General features: G+C 37.0%; 22 protein-coding genes. 14 read left to right on the top strand and 8 right to left on the bottom strand.

Translation table 11 applies throughout. The annotated features are described in order from the left end of the window. The first annotated feature begins 19 nt into the window (after positions 1-19). From sda to SLH51_RS18565, 6 genes are all read left to right on the top strand, one after another. Positions 20-199 (top strand): sporulation histidine kinase inhibitor Sda, encoded by a 180-nt coding sequence (sda, locus tag SLH51_RS24515; RefSeq protein ID WP_390184035.1) that lies wholly within the window; start codon positions 20-22, stop codon positions 197-199. Between the two features lie 14 nt (positions 200-213). Further along, positions 214-1,470: an L-rhamnose isomerase gene (rhaA, locus tag SLH51_RS18585; protein WP_335962958.1), complete on the top strand. Its 1,257-nt coding sequence runs from the start codon at positions 214-216 to the stop codon at positions 1,468-1,470. A gap of 167 nt (positions 1,471-1,637) precedes the next feature. Next, positions 1,638-2,396: a DeoR/GlpR family DNA-binding transcription regulator gene (locus tag SLH51_RS18580; RefSeq protein WP_335962957.1), complete on the top strand. Its 759-nt coding sequence runs from the start codon at positions 1,638-1,640 to the stop codon at positions 2,394-2,396. A gap of 82 nt (positions 2,397-2,478) precedes the next feature. After that, complete coding sequence (locus tag SLH51_RS18575; protein ID WP_335962956.1) at positions 2,479-3,198, top strand: (Fe-S)-binding protein; 720 nt, start codon at positions 2,479-2,481, stop codon at positions 3,196-3,198. A gap of 16 nt (positions 3,199-3,214) precedes the next feature. Beyond that, entirely contained in the window at positions 3,215-4,642 is a 1,428-nt protein-coding gene (locus SLH51_RS18570; protein ID WP_335962955.1) for a LutB/LldF family L-lactate oxidation iron-sulfur protein, read from the top strand. Next, on the top strand, positions 4,642-5,361 hold the full coding sequence (locus SLH51_RS18565; protein WP_335962954.1) for a LutC/YkgG family protein: 720 nt from the start codon (positions 4,642-4,644) through the stop codon (positions 5,359-5,361). The genes SLH51_RS18570 and SLH51_RS18565 overlap by 1 nt, the downstream gene beginning before the upstream one ends. Positions 5,362-5,767: 406 nt before the next feature. On the opposite strand, the gene SLH51_RS18560 is transcribed toward SLH51_RS18565, so the two are convergent. The 5 genes from SLH51_RS18560 to SLH51_RS18540 form a co-directional block, all read right to left on the bottom strand. Beyond that, on the bottom strand, positions 5,768-6,550 hold the full coding sequence (locus SLH51_RS18560; RefSeq protein WP_335962953.1) for a hydroxypyruvate isomerase family protein: 783 nt from the start codon (positions 6,548-6,550) through the stop codon (positions 5,768-5,770). A 518-nt stretch (positions 6,551-7,068) separates the two neighbouring features. Beyond that, entirely contained in the window at positions 7,069-8,163 is a 1,095-nt protein-coding gene (locus SLH51_RS18555; RefSeq protein ID WP_335962952.1) for a GerAB/ArcD/ProY family transporter, read from the bottom strand. Next, positions 8,163-8,432: a hypothetical protein gene (locus SLH51_RS18550; RefSeq protein ID WP_335962951.1), complete on the bottom strand. Its 270-nt coding sequence runs from the start codon at positions 8,430-8,432 to the stop codon at positions 8,163-8,165. Before SLH51_RS18550 ends, SLH51_RS18555 begins: the two co-directional genes overlap by 1 nt. A 2-nt stretch (positions 8,433-8,434) precedes the next feature. Continuing rightward, positions 8,435-9,619: a Ger(x)C family spore germination protein gene (locus SLH51_RS18545; protein ID WP_335962950.1), complete on the bottom strand. Its 1,185-nt coding sequence runs from the start codon at positions 9,617-9,619 to the stop codon at positions 8,435-8,437. 56 nt (positions 9,620-9,675) lie between these two features. Next, positions 9,676-11,136, bottom strand: a complete 1,461-nt coding sequence (locus tag SLH51_RS18540; protein ID WP_335962949.1) for a spore germination protein — start codon at positions 11,134-11,136, stop codon at positions 9,676-9,678. An 832-nt stretch (positions 11,137-11,968) separates the two neighbouring features. Here SLH51_RS18540 and SLH51_RS18535 point away from each other — a divergent pair. The 5 genes from SLH51_RS18535 (at position 11,969) to SLH51_RS18515 (ending at position 16,748) form a co-directional block, all read left to right on the top strand. Beyond that, positions 11,969-13,531: a spore germination protein gene (locus tag SLH51_RS18535; RefSeq protein ID WP_335962947.1), complete on the top strand. Its 1,563-nt coding sequence runs from the start codon at positions 11,969-11,971 to the stop codon at positions 13,529-13,531. Positions 13,532-13,563: 32 nt separating this feature from the next. Beyond that, positions 13,564-14,703, top strand: a complete 1,140-nt coding sequence (locus SLH51_RS18530; RefSeq protein ID WP_335962946.1) for a Ger(x)C family spore germination protein — start codon at positions 13,564-13,566, stop codon at positions 14,701-14,703. An 18-nt stretch (positions 14,704-14,721) separates the two neighbouring features. Then, positions 14,722-14,961 carry a hypothetical protein gene (locus tag SLH51_RS18525; RefSeq protein ID WP_335962945.1) on the top strand — a complete coding sequence of 80 codons (240 nt, stop codon included), beginning with the start codon at positions 14,722-14,724 and terminating at the stop codon, positions 14,959-14,961. Positions 14,962-14,973: 12 nt separating this feature from the next. Then, positions 14,974-16,089: a GerAB/ArcD/ProY family transporter gene (locus SLH51_RS18520; RefSeq protein WP_335962944.1), complete on the top strand. Its 1,116-nt coding sequence runs from the start codon at positions 14,974-14,976 to the stop codon at positions 16,087-16,089. A gap of 299 nt (positions 16,090-16,388) precedes the next feature. Next, entirely contained in the window at positions 16,389-16,748 is a 360-nt protein-coding gene (locus tag SLH51_RS18515; protein ID WP_335962943.1) for a hypothetical protein, read from the top strand. 145 nt (positions 16,749-16,893) lie between these two features. Here SLH51_RS18515 and SLH51_RS18510 read toward each other — a convergent pair whose 3' ends face one another. Together SLH51_RS18510 and SLH51_RS18505 are read right to left on the bottom strand one after the other, a co-directional pair. Continuing rightward, positions 16,894-16,980: a YjcZ family sporulation protein gene (locus tag SLH51_RS18510; RefSeq protein ID WP_335962982.1), complete on the bottom strand. Its 87-nt coding sequence runs from the start codon at positions 16,978-16,980 to the stop codon at positions 16,894-16,896. A gap of 151 nt (positions 16,981-17,131) precedes the next feature. Further along, the gene (locus tag SLH51_RS18505) at positions 17,132-18,268 is read right to left on the bottom strand and encodes a dicarboxylate/amino acid:cation symporter (protein WP_335962942.1); all 1,137 of its coding nucleotides are present in this window, start codon (positions 18,266-18,268) and stop codon (positions 17,132-17,134) included. Between the two features lie 255 nt (positions 18,269-18,523). On the opposite strand from SLH51_RS18505, the gene SLH51_RS18500 reads away from it, so the two are divergent. From SLH51_RS18500 to SLH51_RS18490, 3 genes are all read left to right on the top strand, one after another. Continuing rightward, positions 18,524-19,648: an NAD(P)/FAD-dependent oxidoreductase gene (locus tag SLH51_RS18500; protein ID WP_335962981.1), complete on the top strand. Its 1,125-nt coding sequence runs from the start codon at positions 18,524-18,526 to the stop codon at positions 19,646-19,648. A 296-nt stretch (positions 19,649-19,944) separates the two neighbouring features. Beyond that, positions 19,945-20,232, top strand: a complete 288-nt coding sequence (locus tag SLH51_RS18495; protein WP_335962941.1) for a hypothetical protein — start codon at positions 19,945-19,947, stop codon at positions 20,230-20,232. Between the two features lie 392 nt (positions 20,233-20,624). Then, positions 20,625-21,281, top strand: a complete 657-nt coding sequence (locus SLH51_RS18490) for a hypothetical protein (protein WP_335962940.1) — start codon at positions 20,625-20,627, stop codon at positions 21,279-21,281. A 52-nt stretch (positions 21,282-21,333) separates the two neighbouring features. Here the strand turns inward: SLH51_RS18490 and SLH51_RS18485 are convergent, their stop codons facing one another. Further along, positions 21,334-21,777 (bottom strand): universal stress protein, encoded by a 444-nt coding sequence (locus SLH51_RS18485; RefSeq protein ID WP_335962939.1) that lies wholly within the window; start codon positions 21,775-21,777, stop codon positions 21,334-21,336. Between the last annotated feature and the right edge of the window lie 260 nt (positions 21,778-22,037).

Here is a 22,037-nt window from a genome sequence, read left to right as displayed (position 1 = left end):
TAGTTAGGAGTAACATTTAATCCAGTTTTGTTATAGATTTAAGGAGAAATGCTGTGTTGAAACATATAAAAATGCAGTTAACTTACATGTCAGTCAAGACTTTATTATTCTGTTAGAGAAAGAGATTTATTCACGAGTCGATCAAGGTTTACTAAATGATATCGATGAACAAGATGATGTAATTATAAATAGTATCTGATTAGGAGGCGTAATATGAGTGTGAAAAGTCAGTTTGACCTAGCAAAAAAAGAATATGAGCAGTGGGGTATCAATGTAGAAGAAGTTTTTGAAATATTAAAAAATGTTCCCATCTCTGTGCATTGTTGGCAAGGGGATGATATAGGTGGATTTGAAGTGAATAAAGTTGAATTATCTGGTGGCATTGATGTAACAGGGAACTATCCTGGGAAAGCAACAACACCTGAGGAATTACGCATGGATCTTGAAAAGGCTCTTTCGCTTATTCCTGGAAAGCATCGTATTAATTTACATGCCATTTATGCTGAAACGGACGGAGAAGTGGTAGAAAGGGATCAGTTAGAGCCGAAACACTTTGAAAAGTGGGTAGCATGGGCAAAAGAACATGGCCTTGGTTTAGATTTTAATCCAACGTTATTTTCCCACGAAAAATCGGCAGATGGACTGACATTATCGCATCCTGACCCTGAGATTCGTAAATTCTGGATTGATCACTGTATTGCGAGTAGAAGAATTGGTGAATACTTTGGTAGAGAACTCGGAACTCCTTGTTTAACAAACATTTGGATTCCAGATGGCTACAAAGATGTTCCAAGTGACAGGTTGACACCAAGAAAGCGTTTAAAAGAATCGCTTGATGAGATCTTTGCAGTAGAAGTTGATGAAGCATTAAATATTGATGCAGTAGAAAGCAAACTGTTTGGGATCGGTTCAGAATCATTCGTAGTTGGTTCGCATGAGTTTTACTTAAGCTACGCATTAAAAAATAACAAGCTTTGCTTGCTTGATACAGGACATTACCATCCTACTGAAATGGTTTCTAATAAAATTTCAGCGATGCTACTCTTTAGTGAAAAGGTAGCTTTACATGTTTCAAGACCTGTTCGTTGGGATAGTGATCATGTTGTTACATTCGATGACGAGTTAAAAGAAATTGCCCTAGAGATCGTTCGTAATAATGCACTCGATCAAGTGATGATCGGTCTTGATTTCTTTGATGCGAGTATTAATCGAATTGCCGCTTGGACAATTGGTACACGTAATATGGTTAAGGCATTACTATTTGCAATGCTCATGCCAAATGAGCAACTAAAAGAATTGCAAGAAAAGGGTGATTTTACAAAGAGACTTGCGCTAATTGAAGAATTTAAAACGTATCCATTTGGTGCGATCTGGAATTATTACTGTGAACAAATGAATGTACCAGTAAAAGAGCAATGGATAGAAGATGTGGAACAATATGAAGAAACTGTACTTTCAAGAAGAAAATAAGTAATTTGCACAGTCAGGCTTAGAATGAATCAAACAGCCTGGCTGTCTTTTTACAATTATCACTATCAATACTACATTTATTTATCAGAGAGTGTTAAAATGACAGATAAACAAAAAGAAACAAAAATACAATTACTTTTAATAGGTTTATTACAAGAGGTGACGAAATGCTTGTAGCGGAACGACATGAAAAAATTACATCGCTCGTCAATGAGAAAGGAAGCATTCGTGTTTCTGAATTAAGTCAAATTTTCAAAGTAACGGAGGAGACCATTCGTCGTGATTTAGAGAAGCTAGAGAATGAAGGGAAACTCCAGAGAAGTCATGGCGGTGCTGTTAGCATAAAGGAAAATGAAATCGAATCTCCCTATTTCGAAAGAGAAATCAGAAATGTAAAAGAAAAGATGGCAGTAGCAGATGAAGCCGTGAAGTATGTAGCGATAAATGATCGAATTATTTTAGATGCAAGTACAACGGCTTGGTATATGGCAAAGAGATTACCAGATATTCCTTTAACGGTGTTAACCAATTCCATGAAAGTGGCAATGGAATTAGCGAATAGAGAAAAAGTGACTGTTATTACGGTTGGAGGAACAATGTTACAAAAATCGTTATCTTTTGTTGGTCCTCAAACAAACAATGCCTTGGAATATTATCATGTGAATAAAGCATTTATTTCATGCCAAGGTATTCATGCAGAACGAGGAATTAGTGATTCGAATGAAATGCAGGCTCTGGTGAAAAAGAAAATGGTTGAGATTTCTGATAACATTTATTTGCTTGCTGATTATTCAAAGTTTGGTGTCCAGGCATTTTCACGAATAGCCTCAATTCAAACGATTAACTACATTATTACCGACTCAAAAACGAAACAGGAACAAATTCAGGCATTTCAAGACTTGCCAATTAAAGTTATTCGCTCTTAAAGAGGTAGTTCAAAAAGTTAAAAGTCGATCTTTTAAAACTACCTCTCCAAAACTAGCAAATTTTTTGAAATGAGGGAATGAAATGAAAGTATCCTTATTTATCACGTGTTTAGCGGACGTGTTTTACCCAGGGGTTGGCAAAGACGTCGTTGATATTCTTGAGCGAAATGGCTGTGAAGTCGTTTTTCCAAATAATCAGACTTGCTGTGGTCAGCCAGCATATAATAGCGGTTATCACAAAGAAACAAAAGACGTTGCGAAACATATGATCAAAACATTTGAAGATGCTGATTATGTTGTTACTCCATCTGGTTCATGTGGTGCCATGATTCATGAATACAGTCATTTATTTGATGACGATCAAGTATGGAAAGAAAAAGCTAATACACTCGCGAAAAAGACGTTTGAATTCACGCAATTCCTCGTAGACGTTCTTAAGGTTGAAGATGTTGGGGCGATTTTTAATAAAAAAGTAACGTACCACACATCATGTCATATGACTCGTTTATTAGGAGTTAAAGATGCACCAATGAAACTATTAGAAAATGTAGGTGGATTAGAATTTACAAGTCTTCCAAATAAAGAAACATGCTGTGGCTTCGGAGGAACGTTTTCTGTAAAAATGGTGCCGATTTCAGAGCAAATGGTCAATGAGAAAATTGAACATATTGAAGAAACAGAAGCCGAAGTGTTAATTGGTGCTGATTGTGGTTGCTTGATGAATATCGGAGGTAGAATTGAACGCCAAGGGAAACCAATTAAAGTGATGCATATTGCACAAGTATTAAACAGCAAAGAGTAAAAGGTGGTGACTAACGATGTCAATGAAGATCAGTGAAGATAAGTTTTTTGACCGAGTTGATAAAGGAATCAACAATGATTTTATGAGAAGTGCCATGGTTTCGGCACAAGATCGATTGAAAGGAAGAAAGCTAGATGCACAGGAAGAGCTAGGAAACTGGGAAGAGTGGCGTTCTTTATCAGAAGAAATTCGGCAGCATACGTTAGAAAATCTCGACTATTATCTAGATCAACTTGCCGAAAATGTAATCAAAAAAGGTGGCCATGTGTTCTTTGCCCAAACTGCAGAAGAAGCAAATGAATACATTACAAAGATCGCAAAAGAAAAAGAAGCAAAAAAGATTATTAAATCAAAATCGATGGTAACAGAAGAGATTAGCATGAACGAAGCCCTTGAGGCGGCAGGTTGTGAAGTGATTGAGTCTGATTTAGGTGAATACATCCTTCAAATTGATGACCATGATCCACCATCTCATATTGTTGCCCCGGCATTGCATAAAAATAAGGAGCAAATTCGTGATACCTTTTCAGAGAAGAAAGGGTATTCGAAATCATCGAAGCCTGAAGAACTTGCGTTATTTGCTAGAGAACAGTTACGAAAAGAATTTATATCAGCTGATATTGGAATAACAGGTTGTAACTTTGCAGTAGCAGAGTCAGGTGCGATTTCACTTGTGACAAATGAAGGAAATGCAAGGCTTGCGACTACTCTACCGAAAACACAAATTACGGTAATGGGAATGGAGCGGATCGTACCGACGTGGGAAGAATTAGATATTTTAGTGAGCATGCTTTGTCGGAGTGCGGTTGGACAAAAGTTGACTAGCTATATAACGGGCTTAACCGGACCAAAAGAAGAGGGGGATGTCGATGGGCCTGAGGAATTCCACCTTGTTATTGTTGATAACGGTCGTTCGAATATACTAGGTACTGAATTTCAGTCTGTACTTCAATGCATTCGTTGTGCTGCTTGTATTAATGTATGTCCGATCTACCGTCATGTAGGTGGACATTCCTATGGTTCGATTTATCCAGGACCAATTGGCGCCGTTTTGTCACCGTTGCTAGGAGGATATGATGATTACAAAGAATTGCCTTATGCGTCAAGTTTATGTGGGGCATGTACAGAAGCCTGTCCTGTGAAAATTCCACTTCATGATTTACTCATTAAGCACCGCAGGAAGATTGTCGAAGAGCAAGGAAAAGCTGGTTTTGGTGAAAAACTTGCCATGAAAGGATTTTCGTTAGCAGCAAGTTCACCGAAACTATTTACCTTTGGCTCGAAAGCTGCTCCAACGATGATGGGTCCTTTTGCAAAAGAAGGGAAAATCAAAAAGGGGCCGGGTCCAATCAAGCCATGGACAGATATAAGAGATTTCCCTGAGCCAAGTAAACAAAGTTTTCGAGAGTGGTTTAAACAGCGTGAGAAAGGAGGCGACAAGTAATGACAACGGGAAGTATCCAAAATAAAGAGCGTTTTCTTAATCAAGTAGCAAAAAGCTTAGGTCGAGAACGAAAATCAACTCCTGTCGTCAAACCGATTTGGAAGCATCAACCACAGCATGAAGTGTTCAAAGGGTTTAGTCAGGATCAATTAGTTGATGTCTTAAAAGAACAATGTACAAACATTCACACGCACGTAAAAGAAGTGACAACTGCGTCTCTTCAAGCGGTTTTAGATAAAGTAGTAGTGGAATTGAACGGAAAATCGATTGTAAGTTGGGATGATCCACGATTTGAAGAGTACGGGGTAGATGACTATTTTAAAAAAGCTGCTTCAAAAGGAGTAAATATTCATAAATGGAATCCTAGTATTGAGGAAGAAAATGTGAAAATTGCTGAAAAAGCTGATATCGGGATCACGTTTTCTGATATGACATTAGCTGAGTCAGGGACCGTTGTTTTGTTAAGTGATAAAGGTAAGGGGAGGTCTGTCAGTTTGCTCCCTACCTATTATATTGCCATCATTCCTAAGAGTACGATTGTTCCTCGAATGACTCAAGCAACTAGCGTTATACACAAAATGCAAAAGGAACGAGGAAAAATTCCTTCCTGTATTAACTTTATTTCAGGACCTAGTAACAGTGCTGATATAGAAATGAATCTAGTAGTTGGGGTTCATGGACCAGTCAAAGCATACTATTTAATTGTGGAAGATAAGTAATTTTTTAGTACATGAGACGTATTTTTAAAGGCGAATGATATTAAGCTTCTTGTATTGAAAATAGACCGTGATTATATTATGGAGGCCACTGAAAAAGTCCATCGAGGAAGCGGCAGTGGCTCCGCACGCTGCGAGCCCGTGGATTGAGAAACACACTCTCATAGCGGGCTTTAAAACAAGGTAACGGCTACGCTCAGTGCCCTCTGAATATGAAATTCTATTATGATTGATTCCGAAGAATTTACTCTGACTGAAGAAGTGGATTCGAAAAAGTATGAAAGTAGCTATCATTCCTAAGCAAAATGATATCCCTTATTAAAATGCTGTAGAATAGGAGACAAAAGAGTCTATTGACGATTTAGGAATTGAATTTACTTTTCAAAGGCTAACATTAGCTGATTAAGCCTTATATGTTGGAGGACACAAGCCCCTCCGTTTTAACCCACTCGAGAAACCTCGTCAGACTTAACTTAGGGTTTTCAAGTGGAAAATATTCTAGTCCAATATAACCGTTAAATCCAGTTTCCTTAATGGCTTTAAAAATATTTATATAATAGAGCTCACCAGTATATGGCTCGTGTCTACCAGGGACACCAGCAATATGAAAATACCCGATATTATCAATATGATTTGTAATAGTAGAAATGATGTTTCCCTCCATAATTTGCATATGGTAAATGTCATATAAAACTTTGACATAAGGGCTGTTTACTTCATCAATAATTTCAAATCCTTCCTTAGCAGAATCCAAGTAGTATCCTTCATGGTCTACTAGCGTATTAAGCGGTTCAATGACAAGCATGATGCCAGCTTCCTCTAAGAATGGTACACATGCTTTTAGTCCTTCGACGATACTACGGTGTTGCTCTCTTCTAGGAACGGTAGGTATTTCTTGCCCAACTTGAGAAATAATTGTTTTGCACTCAAGCCTTTTAGCCACTTCAATCGTTTGCCTGAGGCCATCTATATACTCTTGCCTTTGTGAAGGGTCAGTCAAACTGATAAATTTCGTGACTATCCCGGCTATTGTTAATTGAAGCCTCTGACTCGCTACATAAATCTCATGCAAATTTTTATCCCACCAACTCCAAAATTCAATAGCATGAAAACCTATTTGTTTCGCTTCTTCCATTCCTTTGATAAAATCTTGAGTTGAATAGACCGATTCAATGTTGACAGCAAATATCATGCTCGCAACCTCCTAATTTGTTGCCTGCTTATGTGGAATCAAGTCAGGTATGAATGAGAGGGTAACCGAATCGCCTTACCTGATTAATAATAGTCAGAATAAGAAATGCTTGCACTTAATGAAAGAAGAGTGTCAAAAGGTAGGTTATTTTTGCTCAATTGTCCAAAGAGTTTCAACATGTTCAGCAGCATATAATCGCAATTGTTTCATGTAACTACAATTAACATTTAAAAGGTTAGTTCGTCTTTATAGTTATTCAATGATAAACAGTTCTATGCGATTTATGTCTATAATCGCATATTAATTCAAGGAGGTGGTCTTTAGGAAAAAAACGATCGCAATAATTAAAGGGATTGTTCTAAAGATGGAGTTATGGCCTTGAACAATCTCGAGTGGAGCACTTATAGTAAAGAATAAGTTGTTTCATTGATAAATTGACGTTTCTAACCAAAAGAATTGCTAGTGGAAAAGTACTTGAAGTCTTTACCCCTTATATAGCAAGATTGAAGTCTCGTTTATCAAGTTGGTTTCTTTTTAATAAAAGCAACCAACGTAACAAAAAGGAATGGGAGAACGACCACCGTAATCATAAATAACGGCCAAGTCACAAATACAGCATCCACAAATTCTGTTTGGTGATCAAAAATCGTTAGTGAAAGCAACAGAATGAAAAAGGAAATAGGAAAGGTGATAATCTGTTTATCCTGTAATTTCAAAACGTTGGATAAAAATTCTTTAAGAATAAACAGCATAATGCTTGCTTTCATATAAGAGCCTACGATTAAAGCGAGTCCAATTCCAGATTCAATTCGTTCAATGGCATCTCTAATATTAACCAATCGAGAAAGGTTAAAAATAGAATATTGAACTGTTCCAGCAATCGGACCATAAGCCATTGTGACAAGAACAATAGGAATAATCATTAGAATCCCATGTACGAGTAGAGTTAAAAACATTATTTTTTTTAAAGGCTTTCTGTCTCCTTTGCTAATGAAGGGAAGCAGCAAAGAAAAAAGAATAAGCTCCGAATAGGGGAAACTAAAAGCACGATAGCTTCCGAGAAGAACGGGCTTTATCCCATCCGGCATGACCGGAAGAAGGTGCTCCACTTGATAATGAGGCAAAGCTAATGCTAACACACCCAGTGGTAGAACAATCATAATGATTAAAAGCCACACGAACATTCTTGCCATTGGTTCAATTCCACTTCTTGCCGTCATAGCAGCAACTAGCAAAATAAGCGTATGGAAAACATAGGTAGGTGTCTCTCTCATTAAGGCATTGGCGAAAAAACCTCCAATATCAATGACAATAAACGTAATAATTAAAATAAGCAAAATAATGAGCGGTATGGAAATACATAAGGTGATCCACTTCCCTAAGACTTTTTCACTGTAATCGATAAAGGAATGTCCGGGGGCCTGATGATCGATGTAGAAAACACAGGCTAAGAGCACCATTCCAAGAGCATTCGCCATTAAAAGAGATAGCCACGCCCCATTTGAAGCGGCTTCAACCATAGGTGTTGGGATATTAATAATCGCGGACCCGGTCATAAAAGCGAGAAATAGACTCGAAAGTTGCCAAGAACTAATCGTTTCTACTTGTCTCATCACATTCCCCTATAGGTCACAAGAAACATAATAAAATCGACTTCTAGTGATTTTACAATTTGTTGACCTGGTTCATGAAAGATGAAATCTACAAACGTATAAAGGGTTGGCCAAGGCAGATCAAAAATGTACATAACACTATGATAGAAGACTGGTACCATGGTTATTCCATAAACGATGCGAATTTGCTTATTTTTTATTAACTCCGCCCCATCATATAGAAATATGGCGATGTATAAAATAACGAGTAAGATGATTTTCTCTAACATAATTATCCCTCCGTCAGGTCTGCCCCAGTTGTCATGCCTGTACTTTTAATGATGACTTCAACATCAATTTCGAATTTGATTTCAGAAAAGATTTGCTCCCAATTCTCTTTTTGCTTTTCCCATAATTTTGGGTCTTTTCTGTAAAGAGTATTTCCAATTCCGATAACATCGAGTTTTTCATCCTGTAGGTATGTAATAAAAGCTTCTAATTGTGTTTTTAATGCGTTTTCAATATGCACTTGAAGTTCTTGTCTCTCTTCATCAGTGGTCATCGTTGAGCATTGGAATTCACCGATATGCCCCTCTACCTTTGTTGAAAAATGAATGGTAGGTGGGCTCTCAGAAAAATTTGGAGAAAGCTTTGTTTTTAGTTGCGAAACCTCCAGAGTATCACTTCTATTTTTCTGCTGATTTTCTTTATCTTGACAAGGGTATTCTATTGTGCCGCTGTTGTAGTCATCTGTTAAGATAAGCAAATTGTGAACGTCAGCAGTTGAGATACGGTCGTGCATCTTTCCATCAGAAACAATCGCCAAACCTGTGCTTACGACACTTTCTGGAGTTTGACTTGTTCGTTCGATATACGGAACCGTTGCTAGTTTCACCGGGTAATTTAGTTGTAGGGCTAAATCAAGTAATCTTGTTTCTTTTGATTTTGATGAATTGGCCGTTCCACTTTCTTGAATCGTCCGTAGTTGTTGGGCTGTTGTCCTCTCAATAAACGGTTTAATATTCCAATAGTCACTTGTTCTTCCTTTTGTAATAAGCACATGTGATAAGAAGCGAGGTTCATGGTCGCGATAGAAAAAGTCTAGAACATCTGATATGTCATTTTCACGAGCAAACTCTTCTCCGATAAGAATAATCCGCATATGGCTCCATTGCGCTTTACGGCCGACATGAAGTGGGATATCTCGAATTGCCTCATAGACGCTCTCATCTTTCGTTATAACAGAGAAGTAAGGGCGCCCCTCAGTGGTACTCCCACCTTGGGCTCCTATCGTTTGTGTTGGTGAATACATTTGTGTTGTTAATTCAATTTGGCCGTCTTCTGTTTGGTCGATTCCTACCCCCATCACGTAAGCTAGATCAGTCAATTCCAAACTGTTCCAACATCCGGATAGAAAAATGAGAAAACTTCCTGCAATGAGTATTTTAATTGGAAATGTAATTGCTTTGATAGGCATAATTGATCAAGCTTTCTTTTTGAATTTTTTTATGACTAATGGGTACGTAAATATTTTTACTTTTGGTTTGAAGATGACATCCATTTCTGTGGTCTCCGAATGAAAACATCAAGTAGTTGCTTCGGTCTTAGTGGAGATAATGGACTTAAATATGGTTGTCCTAATGATCGTAAATTTACTAAATGTAAAAAAAGGATAAGAAAGAATATCATTATTCCAAATCCACCTAACATGGCAGCCAAGATCATCATCGGCAGTTGGAGAATTCGAATGGCTATCGCAATGTCATATTGCGGAAGCGAAAAAGAAGCAATTCCTGTAAGTGCTACGATAATGACCATCATCGGAGAGGTAATATTGGCTGTTATTGCGGCATCACCAATAATCAACCCTCCAACGATGGCAATCGCTGATCCAATTGGCTGCGGCAAGCGAATCCCAGCTTCTCGAAGCAGCTCGAAGAAAAAGACCATGATGAGGGCTTCCAAAAAGGCTGGTAAAGGCAGCCCTTCACGAGTATCAATAATTGCCATTAAAAGGTTGGTTGGAATTAACTCAGTATGAAACGTTGTTAAGGCAATATAAAAGCTAGGTAATGTAAAGGCAATATAAAATGAGATAATTCTAATGATTTTAATGAGAGATGAAAACAACGAGCGTTGATAATAATCCTCGCTTGATTGAAAGAACTCAGTAAAAAGGCCCGGACAAATTAAGATTGATCCCGTCCCTTGAACAAGTACGACAATTTTTCCCTGCAATATAGCGGCAACAGCAACATCTGGTCTTTCTGTATAGCGATATTGTGGAAAGGGAGAAGCGCTGGAGTCTTCGATCAACTGTTCAATGTACCCCGTTTCTAAAATTTCCGATTCTTTGACGTAATCTAAACGCCTTTTGAACTCAGCGAGTGTTTCTTGATCAACCTTTCCGTCAAGGTAACCAAACGCAATCTCTGTTTTCGTTTCTCCGCCAGTTTTTAATTTCTCCATTTTAAAACGAGGATTTTGTAAGCGAACGCGTAACAATCCAATATTTAGATCTAACTGTTCAATTGTACTTTCACGGGGTCCTTTAACAACCGATTCAGTTGCGGGTTCCGTTACTTGTCTTTTATTAACACTTAAATCATTATAGGCTAAAGCTTTCTCCCATTCGTCAAAAAAGATTACAATGTGACCACTCAAAATTTTCGTCACAGCATCATCAAAACGTTCAACTAGAAGGGCATTTTGATCAGAAACGCCATGATGACTAAAAAAATTTATAACATCTTTAACCGTAATTTCAGTTGCTGGACCTACCTCGTGCGAGACTAAATCTTGCATGGACTCTTTCATGTAATTTGTTTGTTTATTTTGAACAAGTGTCCCAAGATAAACAGAGAAAGCACGATATTTAAGCTCTGGCCCGTACTGCCATGAATAGATTAATAAATCATGGCAGTTGGAAAAAGTTTCTTCTATTTTCTTTTGATTATCAGTTATATTGTTAGAAATCTTTGTATTTTCAGCCATGAGTATACCTCTATTTCATTTATTAGGAATAGTATTTTTAAGAAAGCAGGTTTTTATTCACGTAGGCAATTAAACGAAACGGAACTGTTAAGAACATGTTAAAAATATGAAAAACATAGCAATGATAAGAAAGATAGAGATATTAAAAGAAAATGCAAGTAAATATCTAAAAATATGAATATTTTGAATATTTACAAAGGTGTTAAAGTGCGTTATTCTTAATTTACATTAAACAAAGGAGGTATTGAGAGAAGCAACCTTTTATTAATTGCCTACATAATTGGCTCAAAGAAAGGGTGTGAATCCAATGATTTGAGTAAGCGAAGTGTACCTTAATTGAATGTGGAGGTACACGGGGTACTGAAAAAGAAACAGTAATAATTCTCTTACCGAGTAGAAAGGTTTTGCAAAATGATAGACGACATAATTTGAGCGGCCTTATTTATCTGCAATGGATAATAAGGTCGCTTTTGATTTAAGTAAAATCTAGTCTTGGAACTGAAACACCATTCACTTCGTAATTAAATCTTCTGCATACTCCTTATAAATACAAATAAAATCCTCCAGAACTATTGTAATCATAATATCTGGAGAAAGAGCTCATTACCTTAGTGGTGGACAATCAGTTCATTTACTAAGTGTAAGGAGTTTTTTTGTTTTTCTCAATGGTTGGAATATGGCTCTTAGAAGTTGTTGAAGAAATCTCTAAAAAGGAAAATAAGTATTTCTTTATAAATATAAGCTATGGTTGCATGTTATTTCTAATACAGGATAATGCTATAAATGAAATGTACCATTATTCTTAGCATCCTTTGTTGGAGGAGCAGCTTCTATGTTGAAATCTAAAAAGACTAGCTTGAAAAAAATAAAAAAAAGAACGCCGGAGGGAATATTTAAAGAAACTCTTCCTACCCCTGCAGAAACGATTTTTAGAGATATTTCAGAAAATAAAAAGCAAATGGAAGAACTCTTTTTAAATTGTGATGATATTGATACCAAAGAGTATCGATTTGGACCTGACTTATCAAATGAGGCTTTGACAGTTTACTGTAATACACTTGTTCAAGATGAAAAGCTAAATTATTTAAAATCATTGTTACAAGATATAGTCACGCATGAAGTTGGCCCAGCGACAGAGATAACTGTTGAACAACTAAAAGATTTTATTTTTCAAAAAGGGGTATCTGCTCAAACATTAGAAACTCTTGAGGATTTTGAACAAGTTTCAGAGAAGGTTTTACAAGGATATGTAGTCATTTTTTTTGACACATGGAATAAGGCACTTAGCTTTAGTGCTATTTCTTTAGAAAGCAGAACCGTAGCAGAACCGACTAGTGAAGGAGTAGTCCAAGGTCCTCATGAAGGAACCGTTGAAAATCTTAAAAAAAATATTGGTCTCATTCGCTCAAGGTTGCAATCACGTAAATTTAAAGTGATTACATTTCATGCTGGAAAAGAAACGAAAACAGAAATCGCTTATGGTTATCTTGAAGGATCAGTGGATCCAGAGGTGTTGAAAGAATTTGAAAAAAGAATTTCGAAACTGAAAGATATGGATATATTAGAAACTTCTTATGTAGAGGAACTTCTTGAGGATTCAACGTATTCGCCATTCCCACAATATCGGCATACAGAACGGCCTGATGTTGCGGTGCCTGCTCTATTAGACGGGAAAATCATTGTAATGGTACATGGAACAGGCTCGATCTTAATATGTCCCGCTTTGTATTTGGAGTTATTTCAGTCCGTTGAAGATTATTACCAAAGAACAATCATTTCGACAATGATTCGACTGATGAGGTTTATTGCCGTTATCATTTCTCTTACGTTACCAAGTGTTTATATTGCACTATCAACGTTCCACCCTGAAATGATTCCTACTGTATTGTTATTAGCGGTCCTTAACACAAGAGAAGGGATTCCTTTTCCAGCTTTACTTGAAGCACTTATAATGGTTTTCTTTTTTGAACTAATGCGTGAAGCTGGGGTTCGTATGCCAAGACCAGTTGGACAAGCGGTTAGTATTGTTGGCGCACTTATCATTGGCGAAGCTGCTATTCAAGCTGGAATTGCTTCACCTATTATGGTTGTCGTCGTAGCGTTAACGGGTATTTCATCATTTGCTATTCCTCAATATAACCTTGCTATTTCTTATCGAATCTTACAGTATCCCCTAATGATTCTAGCAGCAACATTAGGGGGATTTGGTGTCATGGTCGGATTGTTGTTAATTCTCTTGCACCTTGCTTCTTTACGGTCTTTAGGCGTACCGTACTTAGCACCTTTCGCTCCATTGAGACCACGGCGATTGGGTGATGCGTTCATTCGTCGTCCATTAAAAGAGCTTATCAAGTCACCACGTAATCACCATATGCACCGCCTTCCTAAAAATTAAATACGTTTACATTTAAGAAGGAAGTGGAACAATTGAAAAGATTTGTTGTTTATATTTTAACAGGGCTACTATTAACTTTATCGGGTTGCTGGGACCAACGTGAACTAACTGAAAGCGGTTTTGTGTTAGGCACTGCCATTGATCAACATGAAGATCAGATGGAATTATCCGTTCAATTTTATCACCCTAGTCCTAAAGAGGAGGGCGGTGAAGATCCATTTAATTTTAATATATATAGTGAAACCATTTCTGAAGGTGCCCGCAATTTAGTTAATCATATCGGTCGAAGAGCAAATTGGAGCCACATGCAGACGATTGTCATTGGGGAAGATACGGCAAGAACGAAAAATCTCAGTGAAGTACTTGATTTTTTTTACCGAGAACAAGAACCTCGTGCAACAACTCAAATTGCAATAGGACAAGGAAAGGGAGGGGACTATTTAGGGGTAAGCCCCCTTTTTGAGGGTTCCTCTGGAAGACAATTTCGTGAAATTCAAAAGTTCTCTAAAGAAGTCACAAGTCATTCTATAGAAACAACCTTACTTGATTTAGCCTTGCAAATGAAAAGTGAGCTAGGTACGGCGGTTATACCTTACATGACTAAAAGCAAAAGAATGACTGAAACCGCTCCTGTGATAGGAGTTGCTATTATTAAAGATGATAAAATGATTGATCAACTATCTGGAATAGAGACACAGAGCCTATTGATGTTACGTGAACAATTTCAGCGGGGAAATATAAAAATACCATGTGAAAACGGCCCCAATAACCAATTTGATAATATCGAGGTTTTCTTAGCACATTCTGATATATCACCTAAAGTAAACGGCGATTCAGTTGCTGTGAATGTTTCCCTTCAAATACAAGCCACCTTGCGTGAACTAGTGTGTAACGAGTTTGAAACAGTTCAGGAAATAGAGGAATTTGCAACATATATAGAGCAAATAATAGAAGGAAATTTAATGAATACGATAAAAAAATTGCAGGGAAACAAAGTTGATGTCATTAACCTAGGTAATAAAGTATACCGAGATAACCCAAAGACTTGGGAAACAGTAAAAGGGAATTGGGATGAACTTTTTGCAAAAGGCCAATTTGTCTTTGACATTTCTGTAGAGGTCGAGGGTTCTGGAATAACAAATCCCAAGCCTTTTTTAAAAAAGGTTGAATAGTATTTAAGGGGGATAAAGATGATTGGTAAAGTCATTGTTCTTTTGGTCTTGTACACGGTCCTACTCCTTTTCGACTTTTCAAGATTAAAAAAAAACGAAAAGCAGGTAATTTATATTTATTCAATTATTATCGGAATATCTTTTTATTTAAGTGTAGATTTTATTTTGCAAGTTGACTGGCCAAATTTGAAAGATCTGATCAATGCAGTATTTTTAGGACCTGCACAACGTATCGTTGACTATTTTATGGGGAAGTAGAGGAGGATGTTGATGAAGGATCAAGAGACAGTCAGCGACGGACAAATGGCTTACATTTTTTTAAGTTTTTTACTTGGATCAGCGATTGTGAATATTCCAGCACCATTGATTAATAGTGCAGGAAATGCAGCATGGGTCTCACTATTGATCGCAAATGGCCTTGGCATTTTTCTTTTAGCTTGTATTCTTTATTTAAATCGTCAATATGAAGGGCTAACGTTTGTTGACTACACTCGAAAAACGTTTGGAAAATGGGTTATGGTCCTTTTTGTAATCCCTTTTGTTATCATGCTTTTTTTGATGCTGTCTAACATTGTATTTGATGTCGGTCTTTTTTTACATAACACGATGATGAGAACTACCCCATTGTATATTTTTCATTTGTTTATGATACTTCTTGCCACACTTACAGTATATACAGGGATTGAAGTTATGGGAAGAATGTTCACGATGCTTATCGTGTTTGTACTAGGAACATTTTTTGTTTTTCTTGTGTTGATTATTCCTCTGCTTCAACCTGAACATCTTTTGCCTTTATTTCCTGACGGACTGAAACCAGTTTTTCATGGGACCTACTTAGCTTGGGGTTTTCCGTATGCTGAAGTGATTCTTTTTGCTGTACTTCTTCCTTTTGCTCGTAATAAAAAAGGAGGAACTCTAGAAAAAGGGATGTATATTGCTATAGTACTGAATTGTTTTCTTTTATTAATTGCCGTTGTTGTATCCATTATGGTTTTAGGACCAGCAGGTGCTGATATTAAATACTCTTTGTTCTATGTATCCACGTTAATTGATATTCAAGATATATTAACTAGGGTAGAGGCTGTCATTGTAATGAGTTGGATTATTGGTTCTTATATGAAGGCAACCGTTGTGTTGTTCGTAATTAATTTTATGGTTTCGCAACTACTTAATCTGAAAGATGACCGAATCCTAATATTTCCAATCTCACTAGTAGCTTTTCTCTTATCAGTCTCTCTATATAAACATGAACAGGAGTTTATCGAAGTTGTATCGACTGTATGGCCTTTACTAATAACGATGATAGGTGTGCTGCCAATTCTATTTATAACGTTTTTTACTTTTTTTAAAAAGAAATTTAAAAAACAAAATCAATTAGACTCATAAGGAAAAGATGTTGAAGTTACCTTTTTCCACCAGTAGTTGAGTCATGACATATATTTAAAAGCAAACAACTTTTATCTATAGTGTAACGAATCGATCAATCCCTTCGTTCTTATAAAAAGGATATTGGCACATTTGTGTTCTTTAATACTAGGAAGAGGAATAATAAATAGTATCGAAAGTGAGGTGAGGCGATGGTTTTCTTTTCTTTGGCAATGTTCTTTTTTTTGTTTTTTATTGTGGTGCTATTTATTGGTGCTAAGAGGTCTACTAATACGTTGAGCGAAGAGGAGAGAGAAGATATGGTGAAGCAAGTATACCAATATGCAGTTGCATTTATTACACTTGTTATGGTTATTGGAGGGGGTGTATTTGCCTTCATGTCAATTGCTGACTATGTATCTCCTAATACGTATGTTGAATCATTTGAAGATTATAAGAATATGAGAGGGTACAAAGGAGAAGGGGCAGTAGAAAAAGAGGAAATCAGTGAGGAAGAGCTTCGCGCCTTATATGACGCAATGATTGTGCAACAAAGAGAGCAGAGTAAACAGTATGCCTTAAATAGCTTTATAAAAAGCTTAGGATGGATCATTATTCCACTTCCGATATTTCTATTTTTTCAGCGACGGATTAACAGAGAAAAAAAGAATCGATCATAATGTTTAGTCGCTCGTAGTTTAGATTTGAGTGTTTATCGATGTTTGTTGTTTTATCGGCGTATTTGCAAGTATGAAAGAAGTTTAAGCAGGAATAAATAGTGGGCAAGAGGTGAGGACGATAGCTCTCACCTCTTGCCCTTTTGTATTAACATACGTACGCAGAGCCCACAATAATTAGTAGGATGAAAAGAACAACGATTAATGTGAAACTGTTACCTGAAACGTGACCCATGATAAATTCCTCCTTAAAAGTGAGTACAACATAGCCTATGTCACAAGAAGGAGTATGGATGGGCGTTTGTCTTGTTTTTTATGAAATTGGGCGCCTGCTTACTAAGTAATGATGAATTCAAGTAGCTTTGATTAGAAGTTGGTCCAGCTTCTTATTTTGCCCAACGGTCGATTAGGACATTTATGGCACCATCACCGGTAACATTTGTTGCCGTGCCAAAGCTATCTTGTGCCATATAAAGAGCAATCATCAGTCCGATTGCGGCTTCCGTAAATCCAAGCATTGACGTTAGTACTCCTAATGCTGCCATAATTGCTCCTCCTGGGACACCAGGGGCTGCAACCATAATTAATCCGAGCATAAAAATAACAGGTAGCATTGTGATAAAAGACGGCTGACTAAGTTCTGGAGACAAAATCATCACAGCAATTGCACACATGACAATCGTAATAACGCTCCCAGATAAATGAATGGTTGCGCAAAGAGGGACGCCAAAATTAGCGAGGTCTTCTTTTACGTTATTACGTTTGACTGATTTTAACGTGACAGGAATGGTCGCAGCACTACTCATTGTCCCAATCGCTGTAAAATATGCAGGTAACATATTCTTTAATAATGCAAATGGGTTTTTCTTTGCAACAATACCAGCAACCATATATTGGATGAACAACCAAAGCCAATGAGTCGCAATCGCAAGAAGCAACACAACTCCGAATACTTTCAGTGTTCCAAATACTTCCCCACTATAAGCTAGTTCGGCGAAGATTCCAGCTATATAAAATGGTAAAAATGGAATAATAATCTTTGCAATAACTAATTCAATAATGGATTTTCCTTCATCAAATACTTTTTTCAACCATTCACCTTCTGTTTTTGCAATACCAATTCCAAAAACAAACGCTGTTACTAATGCAGTAACAACACCCATTAGCGGGGCGATTTCTATTGTAAGGAATGGCTCTAATGTTGCACCCTCTACGACTTCACTTGTTTCTGTTGATAAGAAAGGAATAACGGTAAAGGCAATAACTAAAGATAAAATTCCAGCAACGATTGTAGATATATAAGCTGTTCCAACAGTCATCCCGACAAGACGCCCAGAGCTTTTTCCGAGTCCTGCTACGCCACTAGCAATAAAAAATAAAATGATGAAGGGAATAATAAAGCCAATAAAACTCCCAAAAAGTACTTTAATTGTAATAAGAATTCGAATCACAAATTCAGGTCCAATTAACCCTAAGATAATTCCCAGAATAATTCCAATTAGTAATTTGAATAATAATTTCATATATAAATCCCCTTTTAATGATTTGTACTCCTCATATAAACAAATGTATATTCACATTTTACATAATTTTCGTTTTAAAACAATGAATTTTCTTATATTCAGAATAATAAATTTATTATTTCAGAAAAATTTATGAAGAGGTTTTAATGTTGATAGAGGAACATCCATTACCGTTTCAATAATGCATCGGTCATTAATTGAGCTCATGCAATTGATCATGTAAAATAACATGAAAGAAAATTTACTTTGAAAAAGGTGTTTGACATGGATACTTACATTGTAGTTGGAGGAGGAATTCTCGGAGCAACTACTGCTTATCGACTTTCAAAAGCAGGAGCGAAGGTAACATTAGTCGATCGCTGTGATGAAGGAAAAGCATCAATTGCTGCTGCGGGAATTGTCTGTCCCTGGTTATCACAGCGTCGGAATCAAGCTTGGTATCAGTTAGCAAAAGGAGGAGCGAAGTATTATCCGTCTCTAATAAAAGAATTAGAAGCTGACGGTGAGACAAACACTGGTTATGTACAAATTGGAGCAATTGCCCTTCATTCAGACGAACAAAAACTAGATAAGATGGAGGAACGCGTCAGAAAGCGCTGTGTGGACGCTCCAGAAATTGGACAGCTTACAAGGCTGACTCAAGCGGAAACGAAAGAGCTTTTTCCACCATTGTCAGATGAGTATGGTGCTGTTCATGTTAGTGGGGCTGCCCGGGTAAATGGAAAAGCATTATGTGAAGCATTGATTCGTGCAGCAAAAAGATATGGAACGAGATTCATTCAAGGAGACGCAGAGTTACGGTTTTCCAAAAACAAAGTATCAGGAGTTAGTATAGGAGAGGAAGTAAACTTAGCTGATCAGGTCATTGTGACAGCAGGTGCTTGGGCAAAAGAAATATTGCAGCCTTTAGGTATTGAATTTCAAATAAAGCCACAAAAAGCACAAATCGTCCATCTTGAACTGCCAGAAACAAAGACAGATTTATGGCCAGTTGTCATGCCCCCTACAAATCAATATTTACTCGCATTCGAGGGGGGAAATGTTGTTGTGGGGGCAACACATGAAGATGAGGTCGGTTTTGATAACCGAGTCACGGCAGGTGGTCTTCATGAAATCTTAACAAAAGCACTAATGATTGCACCAGGATTAGAGTCAAGCACGGTCGTTGAAACAAAAGTAGGGTTTAGACCAGTTGCCCCAGGGTTCCTTCCAATTATTGGGCCTATCCCGAACTATCAAGGTATTCTAGTTGCTAATGGTCTAGGATCTTCAGGATTAACAGTCGGTCCATATCTTGGTGCTGAATTAGCTAAACTCGCGCTAGGAGAAAAAACAGAAATTGACCTTAGTCTTTATGATGTGGCAGCGGCAATGAAATAAAGCGTCTAATAAAGAGGGGTTTCCCCCTAGATTTAAATATGAGGTAATGATTTTTCCGTACGAATTTTAATCCCTTAACATTGTCTGACTAGTCGAGTGTTTTTTACCAAGGGAATTAAGAGAAAAACCGTTAAAAAATATAAAACTCTCAAGAAAGTTATCAATTGATATCGCAAAAGTTGTAAAATCCTCCTATTGAAATGGTAAAGTCGTGGATTGACTATATTTTTTTGGGTAAGGGGAATACCATGTCAATGTAACAGAAAAACAAAAAATGTTTTTAGGAGGAATTTACAATGAAAAAGAAAATGTTATTAACAGCAGCAACAGCGATTCTTACTGTAGGAGTTCTTGCAGCATGTGGAGATAGTGACTTAGATGACCCAACTTTAAATGAAGATGCAGACTTTGAAACTGAAGTTGAGATGGATGGCGGAAATGAAAGTGTAGAAGAGTTCCCAGAAGAAGATGGAACAGATTCAGAAGAATTCGATACGGATTTTGGAACTGAAGAAGATGAAACAGAAGAATTTGATTCAGAGTTAGATGTAGAAACTGATGATGCAGAAGATGATGCACTGTAGTATAAACGTCGCATCATTTATAAGAAAGTAAAAAATACCTACATCTCTATTTAGGAGTCTCATCTTCTTTGTAGAGATTCAATATAGATTAGGTCGGGAAATTGAATCTTGAATTGAATACCTTGCTTATGTCCATCATCAAGAAGTAGAAATTGATGTTGTGGAATAACTATCAATAGATTAATTGTCGCAGTTATTTCCCACCAGATCAGCAACAAGAGAAGAGCTTAATCCGATAGATAATTTTAGTACGCTCCCCATCACCACAAGTAATTACTTCTTGTATGTGGTGGGGTTTTCGTTTAGATCATCTATCATATGACCTCTAGCATATTTAATTGTTAGAGAATCTACTATATAATGAAAGTAGATTTTTATAAGATGGAGGAACTATGAAAAAATTTGGATACATGTTTATTGGAGCAATTTTCACTCTTATTCTCTCAGTAGGATATATGGTATTTGCGGATACTTTTAATTCTAGTGATGCATATCTAGAAAATGAAGAATCGTTTACTACTGTAAGCTATGAAAGTAGTGAGAAATTGGTCATGAATGAACCAGAGCCTGAACAAGTTGAAAGGGTTGAAGAAACGCCCTTTTTAGTGTCAACAAGTAATATGTCAAATGAAAGTGTACACAAGGAGCAGCAGAACAATGAGGTGGTCACTCCTGAACCCGTAAAGGAAACTGTAGAAGTTGAGTCAGAGCCAGAAAAGAATGGCGATTTCTTTCAACAAATGGAAAAGCTTGAAATTGAAATTGAAGCAGACAAAGTGAAAATTGAAATCAAGCAAGAGAGAAAGAAGAATAGGGTTAAATCAGAGGTGGAAATTGAGGGGGAAAATGAAAATATAAAATTGAAAAATAAAAAGGCAGACGAGTTCTTAGATAAACTTTTCTCCTCTTATGAAATTCACTCCGCCGAGGATCTACAGCTGTTGACAAAAATATTGCTTGAAGATTATAACCTTGACCTGAATTCGGCAGAAATAGAAATTAAAGTAAGCCAAAAAAACGGAAAAAAATACGAGTATAAACATGATTGAGAGGGTGCACCAGGCTATTGTATATGGCTGTATGGTGCATCCTCTTAGCGTATTATTTATCGTTACGAACAATCATTACATCACATTTAGCACGTCTAGCAATATGTTCAGAGACGCTTCCGATAAGAATTCGTTCAACAGCATTTATTCCTGTTGCACCGGCAACAATTAAGTCAATTTTGTATTTTGATGCAACATCCTTTGGTATTTTTACTTTTGGTGAACCATACTCAAGTTCTGTTGCGACGTGTGTTACCCCTGCTTCCATTGCTTCTGATTTATATTGTTCAAGGAGGTCGGTGCCGTAATCATTTGCTCGCTGGGCAAAAGTTCGGTCGTAATGTTCAACGGTTCCAGTTGTTCGATTGTCAATGATATAGGAAATCACTAGCTTTGCCTCATCTTTTTTTGCAAGGTCAATTGCCTTTTGTAAGGCACGTTTTGCTTCCATAGATCCATCTACTGCAACAAGAATCGTTTCGTAGTTTAAGTTCATTTGTTTCACTCTCCCTATATCTTTTAAGTTGTACTTATGTATATAGAATAGCTGATTATGAGTTATTAAAAAGTGATGATATTCACAGTAGAGTCATTTACTGAATGAGAAAACCTTCAAGCCCATGTAAACTACATCACTAGAAAGGAACCTGAGACATTAATTAAATGTGCTGATAACGCTTTTGGTATGTCAACACTAAATCAAACAATCTTTTTAAGGGCTAAGTTTCGATAACTTACCGGACTTTGGTACCCTAG

It is taken from the genome of Halalkalibacter kiskunsagensis (assembly GCF_037027555.1).
Lineage (GTDB): Bacteria > Bacillota > Bacilli > Bacillales > Bacillaceae_D > Halalkalibacter > Halalkalibacter kiskunsagensis.
The sequence above is the reverse complement of the archived record's forward strand: the minus strand, read 5'-3'. Positions and strand labels throughout refer to the sequence as shown.